The 20113-nt window shown below is 66.2% G+C and carries 13 protein-coding genes; 8 read left to right on the forward strand and 5 right to left on the reverse strand.

Annotated features, from left to right (window positions below):
- The first annotated feature begins 2 nt into the window (after window positions 1–2).
- From AB4Z00_RS10215 to AB4Z00_RS10230, 4 genes are all read left to right on the forward strand, one after another.
- Window positions 3–1070: a phosphotransferase gene (locus AB4Z00_RS10215; RefSeq protein ID WP_442045842.1), complete on the forward strand. Its 1068-nt coding sequence runs from the start codon at window positions 3–5 to the stop codon at window positions 1068–1070.
- Window positions 1071–1212: 142 nt separating this feature from the next.
- Entirely contained in the window at window positions 1213–1593 is a 381-nt protein-coding gene (locus AB4Z00_RS10220) for a (2Fe-2S) ferredoxin domain-containing protein (protein WP_134095612.1), read from the forward strand.
- 268 nt (window positions 1594–1861) lie between these two features.
- Complete coding sequence (locus AB4Z00_RS10225) at window positions 1862–3652, forward strand: ABC transporter ATP-binding protein (protein ID WP_134095611.1); 1791 nt, start codon at window positions 1862–1864, stop codon at window positions 3650–3652.
- A gap of 143 nt (window positions 3653–3795) precedes the next feature.
- Complete coding sequence (locus tag AB4Z00_RS10230) at window positions 3796–5334, forward strand: MFS transporter (RefSeq protein ID WP_442045843.1); 1539 nt, start codon at window positions 3796–3798, stop codon at window positions 5332–5334.
- Here the strand turns inward: AB4Z00_RS10230 and AB4Z00_RS10235 are convergent.
- From AB4Z00_RS10235 to AB4Z00_RS10245, 3 genes are read right to left on the reverse strand one after another with little or no spacing between them, the layout of a single operon-like run.
- On the reverse strand, window positions 5255–6262 hold the full coding sequence (locus tag AB4Z00_RS10235) for a nuclease (RefSeq protein ID WP_442045844.1): 1008 nt from the start codon (window positions 6260–6262) through the stop codon (window positions 5255–5257). The two genes, AB4Z00_RS10230 and AB4Z00_RS10235, sit on opposite strands and share 80 nt — an antisense overlap.
- Before the next feature lie 43 nt (window positions 6263–6305).
- Window positions 6306–7463 (reverse strand): YdcF family protein, encoded by a 1158-nt coding sequence (locus AB4Z00_RS10240; RefSeq protein ID WP_442045845.1) that lies wholly within the window; start codon window positions 7461–7463, stop codon window positions 6306–6308.
- A gap of 20 nt (window positions 7464–7483) precedes the next feature.
- The gene (locus AB4Z00_RS10245) at window positions 7484–9976 is read right to left on the reverse strand and encodes a TonB-dependent receptor (RefSeq protein ID WP_132266239.1); all 2493 of its coding nucleotides are present in this window, start codon (window positions 9974–9976) and stop codon (window positions 7484–7486) included.
- Window positions 9977–10124: 148 nt separating this feature from the next.
- On the opposite strand from AB4Z00_RS10245, the gene AB4Z00_RS10250 reads away from it, so the two are divergent.
- The 3 genes from AB4Z00_RS10250 to AB4Z00_RS10260 all read left to right on the forward strand — a co-directional run bounded on the left by AB4Z00_RS10250 (window position 10125) and on the right by AB4Z00_RS10260 (window position 15514).
- Window positions 10125–11237, forward strand: coding sequence for an ROK family transcriptional regulator (locus AB4Z00_RS10250; protein WP_134095609.1), 1113 nt, complete (start codon window positions 10125–10127; stop codon window positions 11235–11237).
- Window positions 11238–11600: 363 nt separating this feature from the next.
- Window positions 11601–13856, forward strand: coding sequence for a TonB-dependent receptor (locus AB4Z00_RS10255; RefSeq protein WP_442045846.1), 2256 nt, complete (start codon window positions 11601–11603; stop codon window positions 13854–13856).
- Window positions 13857–14062: 206 nt separating this feature from the next.
- Window positions 14063–15514 (forward strand): PAS domain-containing protein, encoded by a 1452-nt coding sequence (locus tag AB4Z00_RS10260; RefSeq protein WP_442045847.1) that lies wholly within the window; start codon window positions 14063–14065, stop codon window positions 15512–15514.
- 57 nt (window positions 15515–15571) lie between these two features.
- On the opposite strand, the gene fumC is transcribed toward AB4Z00_RS10260, so the two are convergent.
- Entirely contained in the window at window positions 15572–16951 is a 1380-nt protein-coding gene (fumC, locus tag AB4Z00_RS10265) for a class II fumarate hydratase (protein ID WP_442045848.1), read from the reverse strand.
- A 284-nt stretch (window positions 16952–17235) separates the two neighbouring features.
- Here fumC and AB4Z00_RS10270 point away from each other — a divergent pair, with 284 nt between their 5' ends.
- Window positions 17236–19509: a DPP IV N-terminal domain-containing protein gene (locus AB4Z00_RS10270; RefSeq protein ID WP_442045849.1), complete on the forward strand. Its 2274-nt coding sequence runs from the start codon at window positions 17236–17238 to the stop codon at window positions 19507–19509.
- 137 nt (window positions 19510–19646) lie between these two features.
- On the opposite strand, the gene AB4Z00_RS10275 is transcribed toward AB4Z00_RS10270, so the two are convergent.
- Window positions 19647–20108, reverse strand: coding sequence for an EF-hand domain-containing protein (locus AB4Z00_RS10275; RefSeq protein ID WP_134095604.1), 462 nt, complete (start codon window positions 20106–20108; stop codon window positions 19647–19649).
- Between the last annotated feature and the right edge of the window lie 5 nt (window positions 20109–20113).

Here is a 20113-nt window from a genome sequence, read left to right on the forward strand (position 1 = left end):
CCATGGCCGTCGACCTTGCCGCCGACAACGCGGGTACCGTGCCCGTCCGCGAAGGCTATCGCTTCGACGAGGCGGCGCTGGCGCGCTGGATGGCGGCGCATGTCGAAGATTTCGCCGGGCCGCTCAGGGTGGAGCAGTTCAAGGGCGGACAGTCCAACCCGACTTACCGGCTCTCCACCCCCGCGCGCAGCTATGTCCTGCGCCGCAAGCCGCCCGGAGACCTGTTGCCGGGCGCGCACGCGGTGGACCGCGAGGCACGGGTGCAGATGGCGCTGGGCGCGGCCGGCTTCCCGGTGGCGCGCATCCATGGGCTCTGCACTGACGATGCCGTGATCGGCACCTGGTTCTACGTGATGGACATGGTGGAAGGCCGCATCTTCTGGGATGCGACCTTCCCGCAAGTCTCGCGCGAGGAACGGCCGGCCTATTTCGACGCGATGAATGCGACGATGGCCGCGCTTCATGCCATAGACCCGGTAGGGGCGGGGCTGGGCGACTATGGCAAGCCCGGCAATTACTTCGCACGCCAGATCGGCCGCTGGACGAAACAGTACCAGGCGGACGAACTCGCCGGTCGCAATGCCGATATGGATGCGCTGGTGGAAGCGCTGCCCGGCCTGATCCCGCCGGGTGACGAGACTTCGGTGATCCACGGCGACTGCCGCTGCGACAACATGATCTTCCACCCCACCGAGCCGCGCGTGCTGGCGGTGCTGGACTGGGAACTGTCGACGCTGGGCCATCCGCTGGCGGATTTCGCCTATCACACGCTGATGTACCGGATGCCGCCCGAGATCGTGCCCGGCCTGATCGGCGCGGACCTCGGGGCGCTCAACATCCCTCCCGAAAAGGACTATGTCGCCGCCTATTGCGCGCGGACGGGGCGGGACGGCATCGCGAACTACGAGTTCTACGTCGCCTTCAACCTCTTCCGCCTCGCGGCGATCTTCCACGGCATCAAGGGCCGCGTCCTGCGCGGCAATGCCGCCAATGCCCAGGCGGCGAACCGGGCCGAGAGCTTTCCCGTTCTGGCCCGCATGGCGCGTGAAAGCCTGGAAGCCGTGGGCTGAAGCTCGCGCCGGTGGCCGGAACGAGCGGCCTGATCGTCGTTTCCGTCATCAGAAAGCGAAACTTCCCGTTCGCCGGCGCGCTGTGATCCTGTCAGCATCGTCCCGAAGCCTCGCGCCCGGCGCGCGAAAACAGGAAACCAGCATGTCGAGCCAGCACCGCCCTTTACGCAATGTTTCGGCCAAGTGGGACGAAGTCCTGCTGGTGTGCCGCAAGTGCAGCAGGAAGGTCCACGGCGGTTTCGGCAAGGACGGCGACAAGCGCCTGGAGAAAGCGCTCAAGTCGGCGCTGAAGTCTCAGGGGCGCTACAAGGTCGTTCCGGTCTCCTGCCTCGATATCTGTCCGAAGAACGCGGTCTGTCTCGTCCAGGCGAGCGCGCCCTCTACGGTTCATCTGGTGCCGCCGGGGACGCCGATGGAGGAAGTCGTGGGCCGTCTCGCCCCTCTGCCCGAAAAAGCGCGCGTGCGCCGTGGCAAGGCGCCGCGCCAGCAGGCGCCCGATAGTGCCGCTCTGCCTTCGGGCTGAAACAGGCGCTGCTCCGTCTGGTCCTTGCATCCCGTTTCTGCTAAGGACTGCCGGACCAGCAGGGCATGGGCGCCTGCCGAGACGAGGGAGGGCGAAGATGAACTATCCGTACAGTCCCTTCCGCGCGCCGAACTGACGGCAAGAGTCCCGAACCCGGCGTCCCGATGCTCAGGCTCGGGCGGCCGCCTCCCGACTTAGACCCGGTATCGCCGGGTCGCTCCTGACAATTGCCGAACCGGGACCGCGCAAGGCCGCGCGGAAAAACCTCATGACCGATACCGACGAAGACCTGTTCCCGCGCGCCGCGGTCCTGCGCAAGGTGCTGTCTTTCACGTTCCGCCATTGGCGGCGCGCGCCGGTGCTGGCGGCGGCCTGCGGCAGCGCGATGATGGTGGCGACCGTCACCGAGGTGTTCGTCCCGGTCTATGCCGGGCGGATGATCGACGCGGTCGGCGGGGGCGCCTCGGCCGAGGCATGGCGTGCTTTTGCCGCGATTACCGTGCTGGGACTGGGCCTTGTGGTCTTTCGTTTCCTCGGCTGGTGGGCGATCACGCCGCTGACCCTGAACATGATGCGCGATGTGACGCAGGAGGCCTTCGCCCGCGTGCAGCGCCTTTCCACCGATTGGCACGCCAATGCCTTTTCCGGCTCCACCGTGCGGCGCATCACCCGCGGAATGTGGGCGCTCGACACGCTGAACGACGTGCTGCTGCTCTCCCTCCTGCCTTCGCTGACGGTCCTGGCGGCTACGGTGATCCTGCTGGCCCTGCACTGGCCGGTGCTCGGGCTGGTCATGGCGATCGGCGCTTTCGCTTATATCGCGCTGACCGTGGGGCTGGCGATGCGGGTGCTGGCGCCGATCGCGCGGCTTTCCAACCAGTGGGACACGCGGATCGGCGGCATCCTGGCCGACGCGATCGGCACCAACGCCGTGGTCAAGGCGTTCGGCGGCGAGGAACGCGAGGAGGAATTGCTCGGCCGCACGGTCGCCAAGTGGCGGCAGCGGACGCGGCGGACCTGGATGGCCTTCACCTGGGCGGGCAGCGGGCAGACCAGCCTGCTCTGGCTGGTGCGCGCGGCCGTGACGGCTGCCGCGCTGTGGCTGTGGATGCGGGGCGAGGCCAGCCCGGGCGACGTCGCTTACGTCATCACGAGCTACCTGGTGCTCAACGGCTATCTGCGCGACATCGGGCAGCACGTTCACATGCTGCAGCGCTCGGTGAACGAGATGGAGGAACTGGTCCAGCTCCACGACGAACCGCTGGGTGTGGCCGACCGCGCGGATGCCGGTCCGATCCGCATCGCCGATGGCGCGATCCGCTTCGACACCGTGACTTTCCACTATGCCGGGCAGGACAAGCCACTGTTCCGGGACCTGGACGTGACGATCCCCGCTGGGCAACGCGTGGGGTTGGTGGGACCCTCCGGTTCGGGCAAGACCAGCTTCGTCAAGCTGATCCAGCGGCTCTACGACGTCGCGCAGGGCCGCGTGACGATCGATGGGCAGGACGTCGCCCATGCCACCCAGAACTCGCTGCGGCGGCAGGTGGCCATCGTTCCGCAAGAGCCGGTCCTGTTCCACCGCACCCTGGCCGAGAACATCGGTTATGGCCGCCCGGACGCGACGATCGCGGATATCGAACAGGCTGCGCGCCTCGCCAATGCGCATGAATTCATCATGCGGCTTCCCAAAGGCTACCGCACGCTGGTGGGCGAACGCGGCGTGAAGCTTTCGGGCGGCGAGCGCCAGCGCATCGCGATAGCCCGCGCCTTCCTGGCCGATGCGCCGATCCTGATCCTGGACGAGGCGACCTCCAGCCTCGATTCCGAATCCGAGGCGGCCATTCAGGATGCCATGGAGCGGCTGATGGTCGGCCGCACGGCTATCGTCATCGCCCACCGCCTGTCCACGGTACGCGCGCTGGACCGGATCCTGGTCTTCCATCGCGGAGAAATCGTCGAGGACGGCACGCACGATGCGCTGCTCAAGTCGCAGCAAGGGCAATATCGCCGGTTGTTCGAACGGCAGGCCGGAACGGCGGAGGCGGAAATTCACTGATCCGCAGGCGGATATCCGGCCGCTCCGGCTCGCCATAAAAGGCTCATCGGCGAGCGAAGATCGCGGCCCGTCGCAAAACTGAAATGCCAGGCGACTAGAGGCCGCGCAGGGCGTGCGGTCGTGCGCCGTTTCAGTGACGTGACATGCAGGTGCCATCCATCAGGTCCGCCCCGCGCCGGGCAGCGACACATTCGGTTACGGCGAACCCGGGCTTCGGGCGTGAGGCGCGGTTGCTGGGCTATGCCAGCGGCAATTTCGGCAAGAATCTGGTTTTCGCCGGGGCCGACGTCACATTCCTTTACCTGCTGACCGACCTTTTCGGGCTGCCGGGCTCGGTCGCGGGCCTGCTCATGCTGGTTGCGCTGGCGGGCGACCTTGTTTTCGACCTGCTGGCAGCGCTGCTGGTCATTCGCCTGCGCCGCGCGGGCAAGGGCTACCGCTGGCTCATTCTGGCGGGCGCGATACCGGGAGGCACGGGTTTCGCGCTGCTCTATGCGCTGCCGGCGCTGGGTGCGGAGCGGGTCTGGATGGTGGCCGCGGCGCTCCTGCTGTTTCGCGGTGCCTATGCCGTGATCGACGTGCCGCACAATGCGCTGATGGCGCGCATGACGGTGGACAGCCGCGCGCGCGGCAGGGTGTCGGGATATCGCCTGTTCTTCAGCACGACCTCCTCCCTGACGGTCGCCTCGCTGCTGATGCCGACCGTCCAGCAGGCGGTGGCGACGCGCACGCTGGATCTTCTGGCCATGACCGGCTGCCTGGCGGGCCTGCTGTTCGCCATGACCATCGCCTTTTCGGCCTGCGCCTCGGGGAACGACACAAGCGCCGAAGGCGGCCGCGACGCGGGGGAGCATGACCAGGGGCGCCAGAGCGATGGCGACGGTATCGCCGTGCCTCTGCGGGAAGGGATGGTCGCCGGCATGGGCGTGCTCGCGCTCATCACCGGCTTTGCCGTGCCGACGTTCGAGCGGATGCTGCTTTACATGGGCACATACGTCTTTCACCGGCCGGAGATGGTCAGCACGCTCCTGATCTCCGTGACGCTGGGACAGTTCCTGGGCGTACTGCTCTGGACCCCGCTGACCGGCCGCTACGACAAGAGCCGGTTGCTGGGGACGGGGCATCTGCTTTGCGCCGCAAGCCTGGCGTGCTTCGGTCTCTGCATGGCCTGGCCGTCTGCGCTACTGGCTTGCGGGGTGCTGATCGGCATCGCCTTCACATGCGTCTTCATGCTGCCCTGGGGACTGCTGGCCGATACGGTGGACTTCGTGGCCTGGAAGCGGGGGCGCCGCTACGAGACCGGGCTCTTCGCCTTCTATCTGGTGATCGTGAAGGCAGGCGGCGCGGCCGCGAACGGGGCCATCGGATGGTGTCTCGGCAGCCTTGGCTACACGCCGGGGGCGGAGCAATCGGCACTGGTGCGCGCCGGTATCCTGACGCTGGGCCTGGGTGTGCCCATTGCCGGAAGCCTGGCCGCGGTTCTGCTGCTCCGCCGCTTCGATATCGGTCATGCCCGCCACGCCCGCCTGCTGTCCGCCCTGTCGGCCGGGCGGACCGGCGCGAGAGAGCCTGGACAGCAGAGGGGACGCCCGGTCGTTCCGGTCAGGCGCCCGCTTGCGCCGGTGCCGAGCCGGTTTCCGGGTCGTAGGCCGGGTTGGCCGGATCGAGCGGCGAAGGCTTGAGCGGGGCGGGCTTCACCGCGCTTTCGGCCCAGGCTCGGCAGATCATGTCGCGCAGCATCGCCGCGCCCTTGGCCGTGCGTGCGTAGACGAGTTCGCGCACGTCCTTGTCCTTGAAGTTCGCGAACCGGTCGCGCTTTTCCAGGACATAGACCTGTTCCATTTGACTGGCCGCCTCGTCGAGATAGGCGAGGACGGCGTCGAACATGTCGCCCTCCCGGTGGCCGGCGGCGCCGATGCGCGGGGCGATGTCCCCGGTGGTCAGGGCCATGCCGTCCACGAACTCGCTTTCGAACCGGCCGTGGATCGTGCGGTCGCGCGTGTAGCCCTTGGGATTGTCACCCCGCCAGCCGTCGCTGTTGACCGAATCGTGCAGCGGCTGCGCGCCGTCGCCGATATAGTGGCCGAGGCGGATCACCTGGAAGGCGCAGTGCTGTTCGGCAAAGGCGGTCTCCTTGCCCTCGGCGCGCAAGGCACGGACCTGGCGCATGCAGGCGATCAGGCGTTCATAGGATTCCATCGCGGCATAGGGAAGCGTCCCGGTCCAGCGGACATTGGTGCGCTGGGCGGTCAGCGGATCCTTGTCCTTGATCGCCTCGTAATGCTTGTATAGCGCGATCACGAAAGCATAGCGCGACCGCGGGATCGGCTTGAGGAAAGCGAACTGTTCCTTGAACCAGCCGTGGTTCGGATCCTCCTCGATCTTGGAGAACGGCTCGCTATCCCCGCGCCAGCCGTCAGGAAGGGAGGCGGAGCCGGCGATATAGTCCACCTGCTTGCGCAGGAAGACGGGGCCATCGTCCGGGATCGCCTCGATGGCTGCGCGGTCGATCACGGCATGGGCGGTCCCACCCCAGGCGAGCGCCGCATTCGGGTGAAGCGCAGCGGGGAAAACGGCGGCGGCTAGCGCGGCGAGAACGAAGGGGCGCATGTCGGGCTCCGGTCGAGAAGGCGGGGATCGAGAAGGCGGAAAATCAGGGATCGAGCGGGTCGCGGGGATCGATCCGGGCCGACTGCGGCGAAGGGCGGAATTCCAGCTCGGTCGGCGAGACGCGTCGTCCGACCTGGCCGGGCTGGTAACCCAGTTCGGCAAGATTGCGCTGGACGAAAGCGGGGCTTTCGATCGAGGCGCTCTGGCCGGGGTTGCAGACGATCACCGTATCCTTGTCGAGCGGCGCGCCCATGGCCATCAGCAGGCGCGTGGCATTGCGCAAGTTGGTGGTGGTGTGGCGGGCGTAAGGCTCGATGACGATGGCCTCGGCCGGCACGCCGTAGCGCTCGATCAGCGCCTTGCGCATCTGCTCCGCCTCCACGAAGCGGGTGGCGCGGGGATGGGCGCGGCCGCCGGTGACGATGATGAACGGCACGTCGCCGGCCGCGAAACGGCTGGCGGCAAGGCGCAAGTGGTACTTCCCGAAGGGGCTGACCGCCATGTCGTCCACTTCCGGACCCACGCCGGTGACGATCATCGCGCTGTAGCGGTAGCGTTTCCAGTCGAGACTTTTGGCGCGCTTCATGGCCGGGGCGTTGAGGCCGCCCAGGAGCGGTTCGAAGCCGATGGCGTCCGTCCGGTCGCTGCCGTCGAGCAGGGCGAGCGCGAACTCGATGCTGGGGTCCAGCGCCTGGACCGAAGATGCGCGCGGGGTCTGGGCCAGCCATGCCGCGGCCTGGAGCCGGGCGCGGGCTTCCTGCGGGTCGATCGTGCCCGCACCGTCGATCTGCGGATAGGCGGGTACCTGGCCGAGACCGAACGTTCGCACGATGGCGTTGACGCCGGCGATCTCGCGCGCGGCCTGGGCGGTGGTGCCGTCATCCGCGCTGCCAAGGTTGGCCGGCTTGACCGCCGCGCCGGAGAGCGCGGCGCTTTCGGCCGGCGTCCAGATCATGGCCTGGGCCAGGCAGCCGAGGTCTGCCGCGCAGGCTTCGCGGCGTTCCTGGCGGGCGCGCAGCATCGCGGCGACCTCGGGCCTGGCCATGAGCGCGGCCATGGCCGAAGTGTCCTGGCCGAGAGCGCCGAGCAGGGGGAACAGCCGGTTGGACAGGGCTTCTGTCTGGACGTCGCGAACCGCCCCGGCCGAAGCCGGGACGGAAGCGAGCGAGAGCATGGCGGCAGCGACGAGCGGCGCCGCCATCCGGTACGCTTTTACGCGCATTACCAGGACTTGCTCACGACCAGGCGGAAGTTGCGGCCGAAGATCGGGCGGCCGTAGATCGCTTCCGCGCTGCCCTGGCCAGCCAGCGAGTCGGTGCGGGTATTGCCTTCGGTCAGGCCATGGGCGTTGAACAGGTTGTCACCCACCACCTGAAGCTGCCAGGTGCCGTGCGAGACCGTGAAGCCCGCGCCGATCGTGCCATAGGCCGGCAGCGCTGTGTTGTTGTAGAGGTCCACGAAGCGCTTGCCCATGTAGGTGTAGCGTCCATAGACCGAGATGTCGGTGTCGTCGGTAGAGAAGTTGAAGCTCGGACGGATGTTGCCGTAGACCTTCGGCTGGCGGACGATCTGGTTGCCTTCGGCCTGCTCCGGATCGGCGCCGGTGGCGCTTTGGAAGTTCTTGTACTTCGGATCGCTGACCGTGAGAGCGCCGTTCAGCGTGAACCACGGAGTGACCGACCAGGCGCCGTCGAATTCGATACCCTTGACTTGCGCTTCGCCGATGAAGGGTACGTTCACGTCATTGCGGCCCGTGGTCGGATCGAACGCGAGGAACGAGGCGTTGAGCGGGTCGAAGTTGGTGTAGAACCCGGTCACGTAAAGGTACGAACGGCCCGAGGCGAACTTGAGGCCGGCTTCGAACTGGTCGGCCACGGTGGTGATGATCGTCGGGTTGATGCTCATCACGGTCTGGACGTTCGGCGGCGTCTCCAGGTGCGAGGCGCGGCCGTAGACGCCGATGTGGCTGGTGAAGTCGTAGTTGGCGCCGACCGTCCAGTTGGTGACGTTGGGCTTCAGCTTCTGGTTCAGGATCACGCCGGTGAAGGCGCGGGTCGTGTCGTCGGCCAGGGTGGTCGCATCGCCCAGGTTGACCTGGGTGGTGAGTGCGGCCCAGCCCTTGTAGCTGTAGCGTTCGTGGCGGATGCCGGCATCGATGCGCAGGCCCGGCACGATTTCCCAGGTGTCGTTGGCATAGACCGCGAACATCTTGGCGTCGGAATCGCCCTGGTTGAGCGTGGCGGCGTAGTTGAGCACGCCGTTGTCGGTAACGCGGCCCACCACGGCGCCGGCAGCGTTGTAGCCGACAAGGTCCAGGGTGCGCGGTTCGCCCGCCACTTCGATCAGGTAGTTCTGATAAAGCGTGCGGCTGTCTTCGCCATAGAGGCTGCCGTAAAGGCCCAGCTTGATGTCATGGCTGCCGATGCCCGTCTCGAACTGCTTGGCGACCGAGAGATTGGCCTGGCCCGAGTAGAACTTCGAGTGGATGTCGCGGTACTGGCCCTGCATGACCAGGCCCGAGGCCGCATAGGGATCGTAGACGGTGCTGGTTCCGGCCAGCACATAGCCGAAGCGCGTGGCGCCGAAGGCAGCGCCGCCGGAGCGGTTGAGATAAGTGTTGGCGAAAGCATTGGCGTCGACCGGGTTGGTGGTCGAATAGAACGCGGTGAAGTCGTTCTTGCCCTGGGTATAGCCTGCCGCGGCCGTGACCAGCCAGCCGTCGAAATCGCCTTCGTAGTGAACGCCGAAGTTCAGCATCTGCATGTGGCGACCGTCCGACAGGTCGCTGTTGCGGCTCTGCACGACACCGTTGCCGTCGCGGTACTTCAGGTTGACGTGGCGGAACGCCGGCGAGTTCATCGTGCCGTCGAAATAGTCGATGTACTGGTTCAGCGATTCGCCGGTCAGCGGGTTGTTGGTCGGGATCGGCAGGTAGAAGACGTTGTGATCGTTGACGTAGTTGACGTTCAGCTTGATGAAGCCGTTGTCCATTTCATGCTTGATGTTGGCGCGGATCTGGCCGCCCTTGTCGTTGGGGAAGCCGTTGTCGCGGTAGCCGTCGTGATAGCGCATGAAGCCGCCGATCGCGTAGTAGGTCTTCTCGCCCAGCGGGCCGGCCTGATAGGCGTCGAGGCGGTAGAGGCCGGTATCGCCCAGCGTCACTTGCGCCTTGCCGCGCGCCACGTCGCTGCCGGTCACGGTGATGGCGTTGATGATCGCGCCCGAGTAGCTGGCGTAGACGGGGGCCGGGCCGCCGCGGACCACTTCGACGCGGTCGGTCATGAGGTCCTGTTTCAGGATCGCGTCGCCGCGGAAGAATACGCCGTCATTCTCGTGGAACAGCGGCAGGCCGTCCTGCTGGAAGCTGACGAAGCCGCCGTCGTTGGGCAGGCCGCGGATGCGATAGATGTTCTGCACTTCGCCGCCGGTGATCTCGGTCTGGAAGCCGGGCAGCTGGCCGATCAGGTCTGCGAAGTTCACGGGCGCGATCTTCTGGATGTCTTCCTGCGACACGGTGTTGATCGCGTAGGACACGTCGAAGCGGCGCTGGGCGCGGGTCGAGCCGGTGACGATGATGTCGTCGGACGAGGAGGACTGGTCGTCGGCCTGAGCCGGAGCGGTGGACGCGGCAGCCGTCTGGGCGGCGGCCGGAGCAATGAATACGGTGCAGACGGCGGCCAGCGCCGTGCCGGAAGCGAGAATGCTCTTGAGCATTGGAAGGACCCTCATTTCGTTGATGCCGCCTGTCGAGAGGCGACGCGCAAGCCCCTTGACGGCTGAAGATGACGCTTTTAATTATTATTCGTGAAATAATTAATTATGACAGTTTCGCGGCAGCGCCCGAAGCCTGGAGCCGATCGCCATGCATTTGCCCGCCCTGGAAAAGGATCAGCGAAGGATCGTCCAGGAATTGCGCAAGGCCGGGGCCTTGTCTCGCTCCGCCCTGGCCAGCCGGCTGGAGATAAGCCCGGCGGCGCTTACCAAACTGTCGCGGACGCTCCTGTCGATGGGCGTGGTCGAGGAACTGGACGACCCCGCCCATGCCGCGCGCGGACGGCCTGCCGTGCCGCTGAAACTCGCCTCGGGGGGCGGCTATGCCGTGGGCGCCACGGCGCACAAGGGCATGCTGGACATCGCGCTGGTCGATTTTGCAGGCGGCACCATCGCTACGCATCACGAAACGATCGAGCCGATCGATCCCCGCCAGTTCGCCCGCAAGGTGCGCGAAGTGACGCATGATCTCGTCAGCCGTCACAATCTGCTGGGCCGCCGCATGCTGGGCATGGGCGTGGCCGTTCCCGGCCCGGCGCTCTCGACTACCGGAGACAAGTGGAGCGTCGTCGATGCCTTGCCCGGCTGGCGCGGTTCACCGCTGCGCCAGATCCTGTCGAGCGAGCTGGGCTGGCCGCTCTGGCTGGAGAACGATGCCAATGCCGCGGCGCTGGCGGAATTCTACCTTGGCGGGTTGCTCCGGGACTTTTCGACGGTCGTCGTCCTGCTGCTCGGTTATGGCATAGGCGCCGGGGTCATCGTCGACGGGCGGCTGGTGCGGGGGCAATACGGCGTGGCGGGCGAAGTGGGGTGCCTCTTCCCAATGGATCGCCCCCGGCCGAGCCCTCTCGATCTGCTTGCCTGCCTGCGGGCGGATGGCTGCGCGATCACGTCGGTGTCCGAGATCGACCCCGCCGCGCCGGAACAGCGCAGCACCATCGAGAGCTGGATGGACCGGGCTGCGGCCCAGCTCGAAGTGGTGTGCAATACCGCCTTCGCCTGGATCGATCCGGGCGCGATCGTGCTGGCCGGACCTTTGCCCTCCGTCATCCTGAATGGCCTGCAGGACCGCCTCAGGCAGGCGCCGCTGGTCCAGACCGTGGAAAGTCGCCGGCCGCCGGTGCGCGTCTCCGGCGTGGGCGGATCGCCGATCACGCTGGGAGCGGCGCTGCTGCCGATCCATGCCTTTGCGGCGCAGGAATGAGGGCAGGCTTCGGGCCGGCAGAGCAACTCCCGGAAATCTCGTGAATTTGCCTGTGCTCTTTGCGCCTTCGCGTAAGGCCAAGGGGCCGGGCATGGCTTCGGTCTGGTCGCTTGCGGCAATGTGTCCTGTCTCTCGGCGAAGTAACGCAAGGAATTGCGGGGCGATCGATTGACCCCCGCCGCACTCCTCCCCACGGCTTGGGGACGGGACCGAAAGCTCGGCCCGAAATCGAAAAGCGTATCGGGAAAGGCTCTGGCCTGACCGGCGACGGTGGCGGGGCTCACCCCCGGATCGGCGGCGTCCCTGCGCGATGGAGGAGGGTGTGCCATGCCTGTTTTGCGATCATCGACGAAGCGACCGGCCTTGCGACGAAGCGCGGGCGCGCTGGCCATGGCAGCGGCCTGTGCCGCGCCCGCCGCCCTGGCCCAGGCTGCAGCACCGACGGGAACGCAAGCCTCGCCCGATCTCGCGACCGCCCCGCAAGATTCATCGCACGGCCTGCAGGAAATCATCGTCACGGCCCAGCGCCGCGCTGAAAATCTTCAGGACGTGCCGATCGCGATCACCGCCGTGACATCGGCGGCGCTCGGCTCCGCGGGGATCGCGGAAACGAATACCCTGACCCAGGCGATACCGGCGGTGCAGTTCTCACGCTCGGGCGCGAGCGGCCTGTTCTTCGTGCGCGGCGTGGGCACGACCAATGCCTCCATCGGCGACGAGGGCTCGAACGCCTTCTACGTCGACGGCGTCTACATGCCGGACCTTTCCAGCACGGTCATGCAGTTCAACAACATAGACCGGGTGGAAGTGCTGAAGGGGCCGCAAGGTACGCTCTTCGGGCGCAATGCCTTCGGCGGGCTGATCCACGTCATCACCAAGGAGCCCGGCGATCGCCTGGAAGCGACGGCGCAGGCCGGTTATGCGAACTACGACACCATCCAGGGCCAGGCCTACGTCGGCGGCCCGGTTTCGGAAAACATCAGCGCGGACCTGGCGCTTACCGGCTACGACCAGCGGGACGGCTGGGGGCGCAACGTCACGCTGGACCGGGACATCAAGAAGATGTGGTACTGGGGCGCCCGCTCCAAGATCGTGATGCGGGCGAGCGATGCCGTCAAATTCGTGCTGGGCGGCGATTACTACCGGACGAACGACAATACGGCGATCGGCTGGAGCGTGGATGAGGACTACCTCGTCGTCGGCGGCATCCGGTCAATCGGCAGCATGGATACCGCGTCGAACAGCTATTCGCTGACCAAGCTGGAGAATTGGGGACTGAGCCTGACGGCCGACGCCGATCTCGGCTTTGCCAGGCTGACGAGCATCAGTTCCCTGAGGGACAGCACCAATCGTTCGGACTTCGATGTCGATGCCACCCAGGTCCCCTACCTGCATATCGGCTTCACATCGGGCTCGCGCGCCTACCAGCAGGAGCTGCGCCTGGCATCGGACGACACCGATCCGCTGAGCTGGCAGATCGGCGTGTTCTATCTCCATTCCAAAGTCTACAACCGCTCCCAGCTTGCGGGACTGGCGCTGGGCGGGATCAACACCGGCCAATATATCGACGCGACGCTCGACACCGATTCCTACGCTGCATTCGGCGAAGTGACATATGCGCTGACGCCGACCACCAAGCTGACGGGCGGTGTCCGCTATACCAAGGACAAGCGCCAACTGGGCGGCGGCTATGCCGCGCTGGTGAACGGTGTGGCGGGCACGCTCATCCCGGTCGACGACGAGATCAGCTACGGCAAGTTCACCTGGCGCGCTGCCCTGCGGCAGGAACTGTCGGAGGACGTCAGCGTCTATCTCTCCTACAACCGCGGGTTCAAGGCCGGGACGTACTCGCTGCAGAACCCGCAGCTTCCGCCAGTGCTGCCGCAATATATCAACGCTTACGAGGCCGGGGTGAAGTCGGAGCTGTTCGGCCGCGCGCTGCGGCTCAACGCGGCGATCTTCCACTACGACATCTCCGACTATCAGGTCCGCTCCGCCGCGGTGGGCACGCTGGGCACGGCAGCGCTGCTCAATGCCGCGTCGGTGAAAGTCGACGGGCTGGATGTCGATTTCGAGGCGGCGCCTGTCCAGGGCATCCGCATTTTCGGCGGCTTCACCTGGCTCAATTCCCGCTTCCACTACTTCGGCCCTACCGAGACACTGGCGGGCGCGCCGTTCATCTATCCCAATCCCGCGATCTGCAATGCGCCGGGCACCAGCGTTCCGGGTACGGTCACCGGGCCGCAAGTGGGCGGTTTCCGCACCTGTTTCGGAGACGCCTCCGGCTTCCAGACGCCCACCGCGCCGGACTTTTCGGCCAGCCTGGGCATGAGCGCGACAGTGCCGATCGACGAAATCCAGGAACTGCGGGTCTCGGTCATGGGCAGCTACAACAGCGGCTTCCCCTTCGAGACGGACGGCGTGCTGCGGCAGGATGAATACATGCTGCTCAACGGTTCGGTGGAGTACCGGCCAAGCGAGCATTGGGGGCTGGAGTTCTGGATGAAGAACCTGTCCGACACGAAGTATTTCCAGCAGAAGATTTCCACCGGGCTGGGCGCCACCACCGCGCGGGCGGCACCGCGCACATATGGCGCCACGCTGCGTTTCACTTACTGACGGGCTTTCGCAGGGGGAGGGCTGCGCCGGCTAAGTTGCCGCGCGGCCCTTTCGCTCTTGCCCCTTCCGAAGCGAGGCTCCGCATGTCCAGCCGCCGGGAAGGGCGAGGAGGATGCCTTGCCGGCCTGGCCGGTTGACAGCGGAGCCGCCGGGCCGCAGTGCTCTGCCATACGCGCTTCGGGCGCCGTACCGGCATGGAGCTAGGCTTGCCCATCGATCTAGAGGCGCTATTCTCACTTTCACCCAATCCCTACATCGTCCTCGACCGCGATCTCAAGATCGCGTGGATGAACGAGGCTTACCTCAAGGCCACGATGCGCCGCCGGGAAGAACTGGTGGGGCAGGGCGTGTTCCAGGCTTTCCCCAGCGAACCGGGCAGCGATAGCTACGAGATGATGCAGGCCTCCTTCGCGCGCGTCCTGGCGACCGGCGAGAAGGACGAACTGGCCCTCATCCGCTATGACATTCGCGGCGACGACGGCACGATGGAGCGCCGCTACTGGAGCGCGACCCACACCCCTCTGGCAGGTCCGGACGGCGAAGTGGCCTTCATCCTGCAGCACACCGTGGACGTGACCGAACTGCACGGCCTGCGCAAGCTGCGGGACGAGATGCACGTTATGGACCAGGCGCGCGCGGTGCAGGCGCGCAACCGCGATCTCGCCGCCGAAAGCCAGCGGATCAGGACGATGTTCGACCAGGCGCCGGGCTTCGTGGCAATCGTCGAAGGGCCCAGCCACGTCTTCACCATCGCCAACAATGCCTACCGCCGCCTGATCGCCCAGCGTGACATCGTGGGCAAGACGGTGGCCGAGTCTCTGCCCGAAGTGGTGGACCAGGGCTTCGTCGATCTGCTGGACGAGGTCTATCGCACCGGGGAGCCCTATATCGGCCGCGATGTGCGCGTGGCGCTGGCCAGCGAAGAAACCGGCCAGCTTGAGGATCGCTACCTGGACTTCATCTACCAGCCGATCTTCGACGAGGAAGGCAACGTCGGCCAGATCTTCGTGCAGGGCCAGGATGTCAGCGAGGAAGTGGCCGCGCTGGAGCGGCAGCAATTGCTGATCGACGAACTGAACCACCGCGTGAAGAATACCCTGGCGATCGTCCAGAGCCTGGCCACCCAGTCGTTCCGAGACATCGAAACGGCCGGCGACGCGCGCCAGATCTTCGATGCGCGCCTGCGGGCCCTGGCCCTGGCGCATGACCTCCTGACCGAGCGAAGCTGGCAGCCTGCCGAACTGGCCGCGACCGCGCGCGCAACGGTGACGGCGGCAGTCGGCGGCGCGATCGAGCGCGTCACGATCTCCGGGCCAAAAGTGCTGCTGGCGCCGCACACTTCGGTGTCCATGGCCCTGACCCTGCACGAACTGGCGACCAATGCCGTGAAATATGGCGCGCTCTCGGATGCGAAGGGGCGCATCGCCCTGGCCTGGCATCTCGAAGCGGAGGGGGACCTGGAGCGGCTCGTCATCGAATGGACCGAGCGGGACGGGCCGCCGGTTGGTCCGCCGCTGCGCCGGGGATTCGGCACGCGGCTGGTCGAACGCAGCTTCGTGGCGGACAAGGGGCTTTCGGTGCTCGATTTCGCCCCCGGCGGGCTCCATTGCCGGATATCGCTGGTCCTGCCGAAGACCGACGAGGCCGAGGAAAGCTGAGCCGCGTCGGCGGCGCCGCTTGAGGCAACACCGTCGACGGAGCTCAAGCGACCGGGTTCAGACCATCGTTTCCGGCCGCACCAGGCGGTCGAATGTGGCGCCGTCTACCAGGCCGAGTTCCAGCGCGGCTTCGCGCAGGGTCTGCCCTTCGGCATGGGCATGCTTGGCGATCTTGGCGGCATTGTCATAGCCGATTTCGGGCGCCAGCGCGGTCACCAGCATCAGCGAGCGCTCCAGCAATTCGGAGATCCGCGTTCGGTTCGGCTCGATACCGTCCACGCAGCGTTCCGCGAAGCTGGCCATCCCCGTGGCGAGCAGTTCGATGGAGCGGATCACCGCCGCGCCGATCATCGGCTTGAACACGTTCAGCTCGAAAGCGCCCTGAAGGCCGCCCACGGTGACGGCCTGGTGGTTGCCGATCACCTGGGCGGAGACCATCGTCAACATCTCGCACTGGGTGGGATTGACCTTGCCCGGCATGATCGAACTGCCGGGCTCGTTCGCCGGGAGATCGAGTTCGCCCAGGCCGGATCGCGGGCCGGAACCGAGCAGGCGGATGTCGTTGGCGATCTTCGTCAGCGCGACGGCCAGGGTCGACAAGGTGCCGGAAAGCTGGACCAGGGCGTCGTTGCTGGCGAGCGCCTCGAACGTGTTCGGTGCCTTGACGAAGGCCTTGCCGGTCTGCTCGGCCAGATTGGCGGCGATATCCTCGCCGAAGTTTTCCGGCGCGTTGAGGCCGGTGCCGACGGCGGTGCCGCCCTGCGCCAGACGCAGCACGCCCTTTTCGGCGTCGCGGATCCGCTGGTAGGCATCGCGGAGCTGCTGGACATAGCCGGAGAACTCCTGGCCCAGTGTCAGCGGCGTGGCATCCTGCAAATGGGTGCGGCCGATTTTGACGATGTCCGCCCAGGCCTTGGCCTTGACGTCGAGCGACGCGGTCAGCCGGTCCAGTGCCGGCACCAGCTCCTCCTCGATCGACACGACCGCCGCGACATGCAGCGCGGTGGGAAAGCTGTCGTTGGAGGACTGGCCGCGGTTGACGTGATCGTTCGGATGGACCGGGCTCTTGCCGCCGCGCTGGCCGGAGAGGATCTCGTTGGCGCGTCCGGCAATCACTTCGTTGACGTTCATGTTGCTCTGGGTGCCGCTGCCGGTCTGCCAGATCACGAGGGGGAATTGCGCGTCCAGCTTGCCCGCAACGATTTCACCGGCGGCCGTCTCGATGGCGTCTGCCAGCTCGGCGTCGAGGCCGTGCGCGCGGTTGGCACGGGCGGCGGCCAGCTTCACCCGGGCGAGGGCGCGCACGATCGGCAAAGGCATGCGTTCGGAGGCGGCAAAGGGAAAGTTCTCGATGCTGCGCTGGGTCTGGGCGCCCCAATAAGCCTCTGCAGGAACTTCGATTTCACCGATGCTGTCGGACTCGCGACGAATATCCATGGCCGTAACCGTCTCCTCGTTGCCGGACCGCGCTATCTGGCCCGTGTTGAACCTAGGATCTCCCCCCGGGGGGTTCAATGGCGGCGAATCAATGCACCGCTGGGAGACCATGGCCGTTGTTTGAGGAAAAGCATATGCGAAGCATTAGCAATTACTGCCTGAGGTTCGGCGGTTTTCGCATGAGCCGGTCCTTGTCCTGACGGGCAGGGTCAGGTGTGCATATTGCACCGGCGGTGTAATACCGTATACGATCCTGGTTTCCATTCCTTGCCGAGGTCCTACCCATGTCGCTTGCTGCTCGTCGTGCCCGTATCTGCGGATTGATGTTGGCGGGCTGCGCGGCGCTCGTTTCCGGGACGGTGATTGCGGCGCCGACGCGGGCAGACCTGGAACGGTCGCTGGCTTTGCGCGAAAGCTGGCAGTATCTCACCCGCGACGTGTCCTGGCCTGCGCACTGGACGCCGGACGGAACGGCCTTTTCCTATCGCAAGACCGTGGAAGGCGGCTTCGCCTTCGAAACTGTCGAAGCCGTTTCGCAGAAGCGCAGCGCCGCGTTCGACCAGCAGCGCCTGGCCGCGAGCCTGACCGAAGCGCTGGGCCATACGGTCGCGCCGCTGCGGCTCCCTTTCGCCGAGTTCGATTATGCAGGCGATCGGCAGACCATCCAGTTCTGGCTCGACGAAGAAGGCTGGCGCTGCAAGCTGACCGATTACACCTGCCAGAAGCAGGAAGACCCGCGCCGTCCGCGGGGTTTCGGCGTGGTGCGCGATCTCTCGGTACCGGCGGACAATCATCCGCGCCTTTCGCCGGACGGCAAGTGGGAAGCCCTTGTCCAGGATGACAATCTGGTGGTCCGCGCTGCGGGGACGTCGCAGGTCGTTCGCCTCAGCAGCGATGGTTCGTCCGGCAATTTCTATGATCCCGAGACGATTGCCTGGTCGCCCGACAGCCGGCACCTGATCGTTTATCGCGTGCGTCCCGGTTTCGCGCGCCATGTCCTGCGCGTGGAGGCGGCACCAAAGGACAAGGCGCAGCCGGGCCTCCAGACGCAGCTCTATCCCAAGCCCGGCGACGCCATCGACCAAGAGCAGCCGGTGCTTTTCGACATTGCTGAAAAGCGGCAGACCGTGGTCGACCCGGCATTGTTCCCCAATGCCTACGAGCTTTCCGGGGTGCGCTGGCGCGCCGACGGCAAGAGCGCCGAATTCGACTATGTCCGCCGCGGCTTCGGACAGGCACGGATCATCGCGGTCGACGCTGCCAGCGGCGCGGCCCATGCCGCCGTCACCGAGGATGCGAAGACGTTCGTCTATGCCGACCGCCGTTTCTCGCACGACGTGAAGGGGCTGGGCGCCGAGATCGTCTGGGCCTCGGAGCGCGATGGCTGGAACCATCTCTACCTGATCGACGGCCGCACCGGCAAAGTGAAGAACCGCATCACCACCGGCCAGTGGGTGGTGCGCGACGTGGTGAAGGTGGACGACGAAAAGCGGCAGATCTGGTTCGCCGCCAGCGGCATGACCGCCGGTGAGGACCCCTATTTCCGCCACTATTATCGCATCGATTTCGACGGCCGGAACCTCACCCCGCTCACGCCCGAGCGCGCCGACCACACCGTCAGCTTCTCTCCCGACATGCAGTTCTACGTCGATACCTATTCGCGGGTGGACCTGCCCAATGTCAGCGTGCTTTACCGTACGAGCGACGGCGCGCCGATCATGGAAGTGGCCAAGGGCGATATCAGCCGCCTCGCCGCCGCCGGCTTCCACGCGCCCGAAGTGTTCACCGCCAAGGGCCGTGACGGCAAGACCGACATCTGGGGGCTCGTCGTCCGGCCGCGCGATTACGATCCGGCGAAGAAATATCCGGTGATCGAGAACATCTACGCCGGCCCGCACGACAGCTTCGTGCCCAAGAGCTTCTGGCCCTTCGGCTACCATTCCGGCGGCGACAAGGTGATCGGCATGCAGGCGCTGGCCAACCTGGGCTTCATCGTCGTGCAGATCGACGGCATGGGCACTGCCAACCGGTCCAAGGCTTTCCAGGACGTGGCATGGAAGAACCTCCAGGATTCGGGCTTTCCCGACCGCATCCTCTGGCACAAGGCTCTCGCGGCGAAAGACCCGGCCTACGACATCGGCCGCGTCGGCATCTACGGCGCTTCGGCGGGCGGGCAGAGCACGCTCAACGCGCTGCTGTTCCATGGCGATTTCTACAAGGCCGGCGTCGCCATGGCGGGCTGTTACGACAACCGCATGGACAAGATCAGCTGGAACGAACAGTGGCTCGGATGGCCGGTGGACAAGAGCTATGCCGATGCCTCCGGCGTCGACAATGCCGCTCGGCTCCAGGGCAAGCTGTTCATGATCGTGGGCGAGCAGGACAGCAATGTCGATCCCGCCTCGACCATGCAGGTCGCCGATGCCCTCATCAAGGCGGACAAGGACTTCGACCTGCTGGTGGTGCCGGGCGGTGAGCACAGCGTCGGGCGGTCGACCGGCCCGATCGACTATGTGACGCGCCGCCTGTCCGAGTTCTTCATCCGCAGCCTGCAGTGAGGTGGCTCTGGCTGGCTTCGTTCCGCTCGGAATGATGGACCCGGACTGGACACCGCCTCAGGCTCGGCGCGGTACCTCAGCGGAGCGGCGATAGGGCCGCCACCACGCCGCCCTATCGCGCCGCCTCGCAGATCCGATCAGTCGGCATCCTTGGCCGGCGTATCGTCGGCCGAGACGAAGCCGTCGTGGTTCGTGTCGTGGCGCAGGAACATGCCCCAGCCGGTGGCGGCGAATTCCGCCGGGGAGATGCTGCCGCTCTTGTCGCTGTCGAGCACGCCGAAGCGCACTTCGGCCTGACGGAGCTGGCGGGTACGCTCTTCGGCGCGGTCCTTTTCGGGGCGCTGCGCCAGTTCGCGCTCCAGGCGCTCCCGGTAGTCGCCGACATATTCGTCATGCGAGAGCACGCCGTCGCGGTTGCGGTCCATGCGGGCGAATTCGGCGTCGCGGCCGCGCTGGAACTCTTCCTTGCTGACCTTGCCGTCACCGTTGAGATCCTGCTCCTTGATGAAGGTGGCGAGATCGTGGGAGGCAGCATGGGCCGCCGTGCTGCCGGCGAGGGTCGCGGCGATCAGGGAGGCCGCGCAGATGGCCGTCTTCATGGTAT

This window comes from Novosphingobium sp. YAF33 (assembly GCF_052113265.1).
Taxonomy (GTDB): domain Bacteria; phylum Pseudomonadota; class Alphaproteobacteria; order Sphingomonadales; family Sphingomonadaceae; genus Novosphingobium.

Coding starts and splice junctions, on each gene's coding strand:
- AB4Z00_RS10215 (WP_442045842.1), top strand. CDS start 3: ATGGCCGTCGACCTTGCCGCCGACAACGCGGGTACCGTGCCCGTCCGC.
- AB4Z00_RS10220 (WP_134095612.1), top strand. CDS start 1,213: ATGTCGAGCCAGCACCGCCCTTTACGCAATGTTTCGGCCAAGTGGGAC.
- AB4Z00_RS10225 (WP_134095611.1), top strand. CDS start 1,862: ATGACCGATACCGACGAAGACCTGTTCCCGCGCGCCGCGGTCCTGCGC.
- AB4Z00_RS10230 (WP_442045843.1), top strand. CDS start 3,796: ATGCAGGTGCCATCCATCAGGTCCGCCCCGCGCCGGGCAGCGACACAT.
- AB4Z00_RS10235 (WP_442045844.1), bottom strand. CDS start 6,262: ATGCGCCCCTTCGTTCTCGCCGCGCTAGCCGCCGCCGTTTTCCCCGCT.
- AB4Z00_RS10240 (WP_442045845.1), bottom strand. CDS start 7,463: ATGGCGGCGCCGCTCGTCGCTGCCGCCATGCTCTCGCTCGCTTCCGTC.
- AB4Z00_RS10245 (WP_132266239.1), bottom strand. CDS start 9,976: ATGCTCAAGAGCATTCTCGCTTCCGGCACGGCGCTGGCCGCCGTCTGC.
- AB4Z00_RS10250 (WP_134095609.1), top strand. CDS start 10,125: ATGCATTTGCCCGCCCTGGAAAAGGATCAGCGAAGGATCGTCCAGGAA.
- fumC (WP_442045848.1), bottom strand. CDS start 16,951: ATGGATATTCGTCGCGAGTCCGACAGCATCGGTGAAATCGAAGTTCCT.
- AB4Z00_RS10270 (WP_442045849.1), top strand. CDS start 17,236: ATGTCGCTTGCTGCTCGTCGTGCCCGTATCTGCGGATTGATGTTGGCG.
- AB4Z00_RS10275 (WP_134095604.1), bottom strand. CDS start 20,108: ATGAAGACGGCCATCTGCGCGGCCTCCCTGATCGCCGCGACCCTCGCC.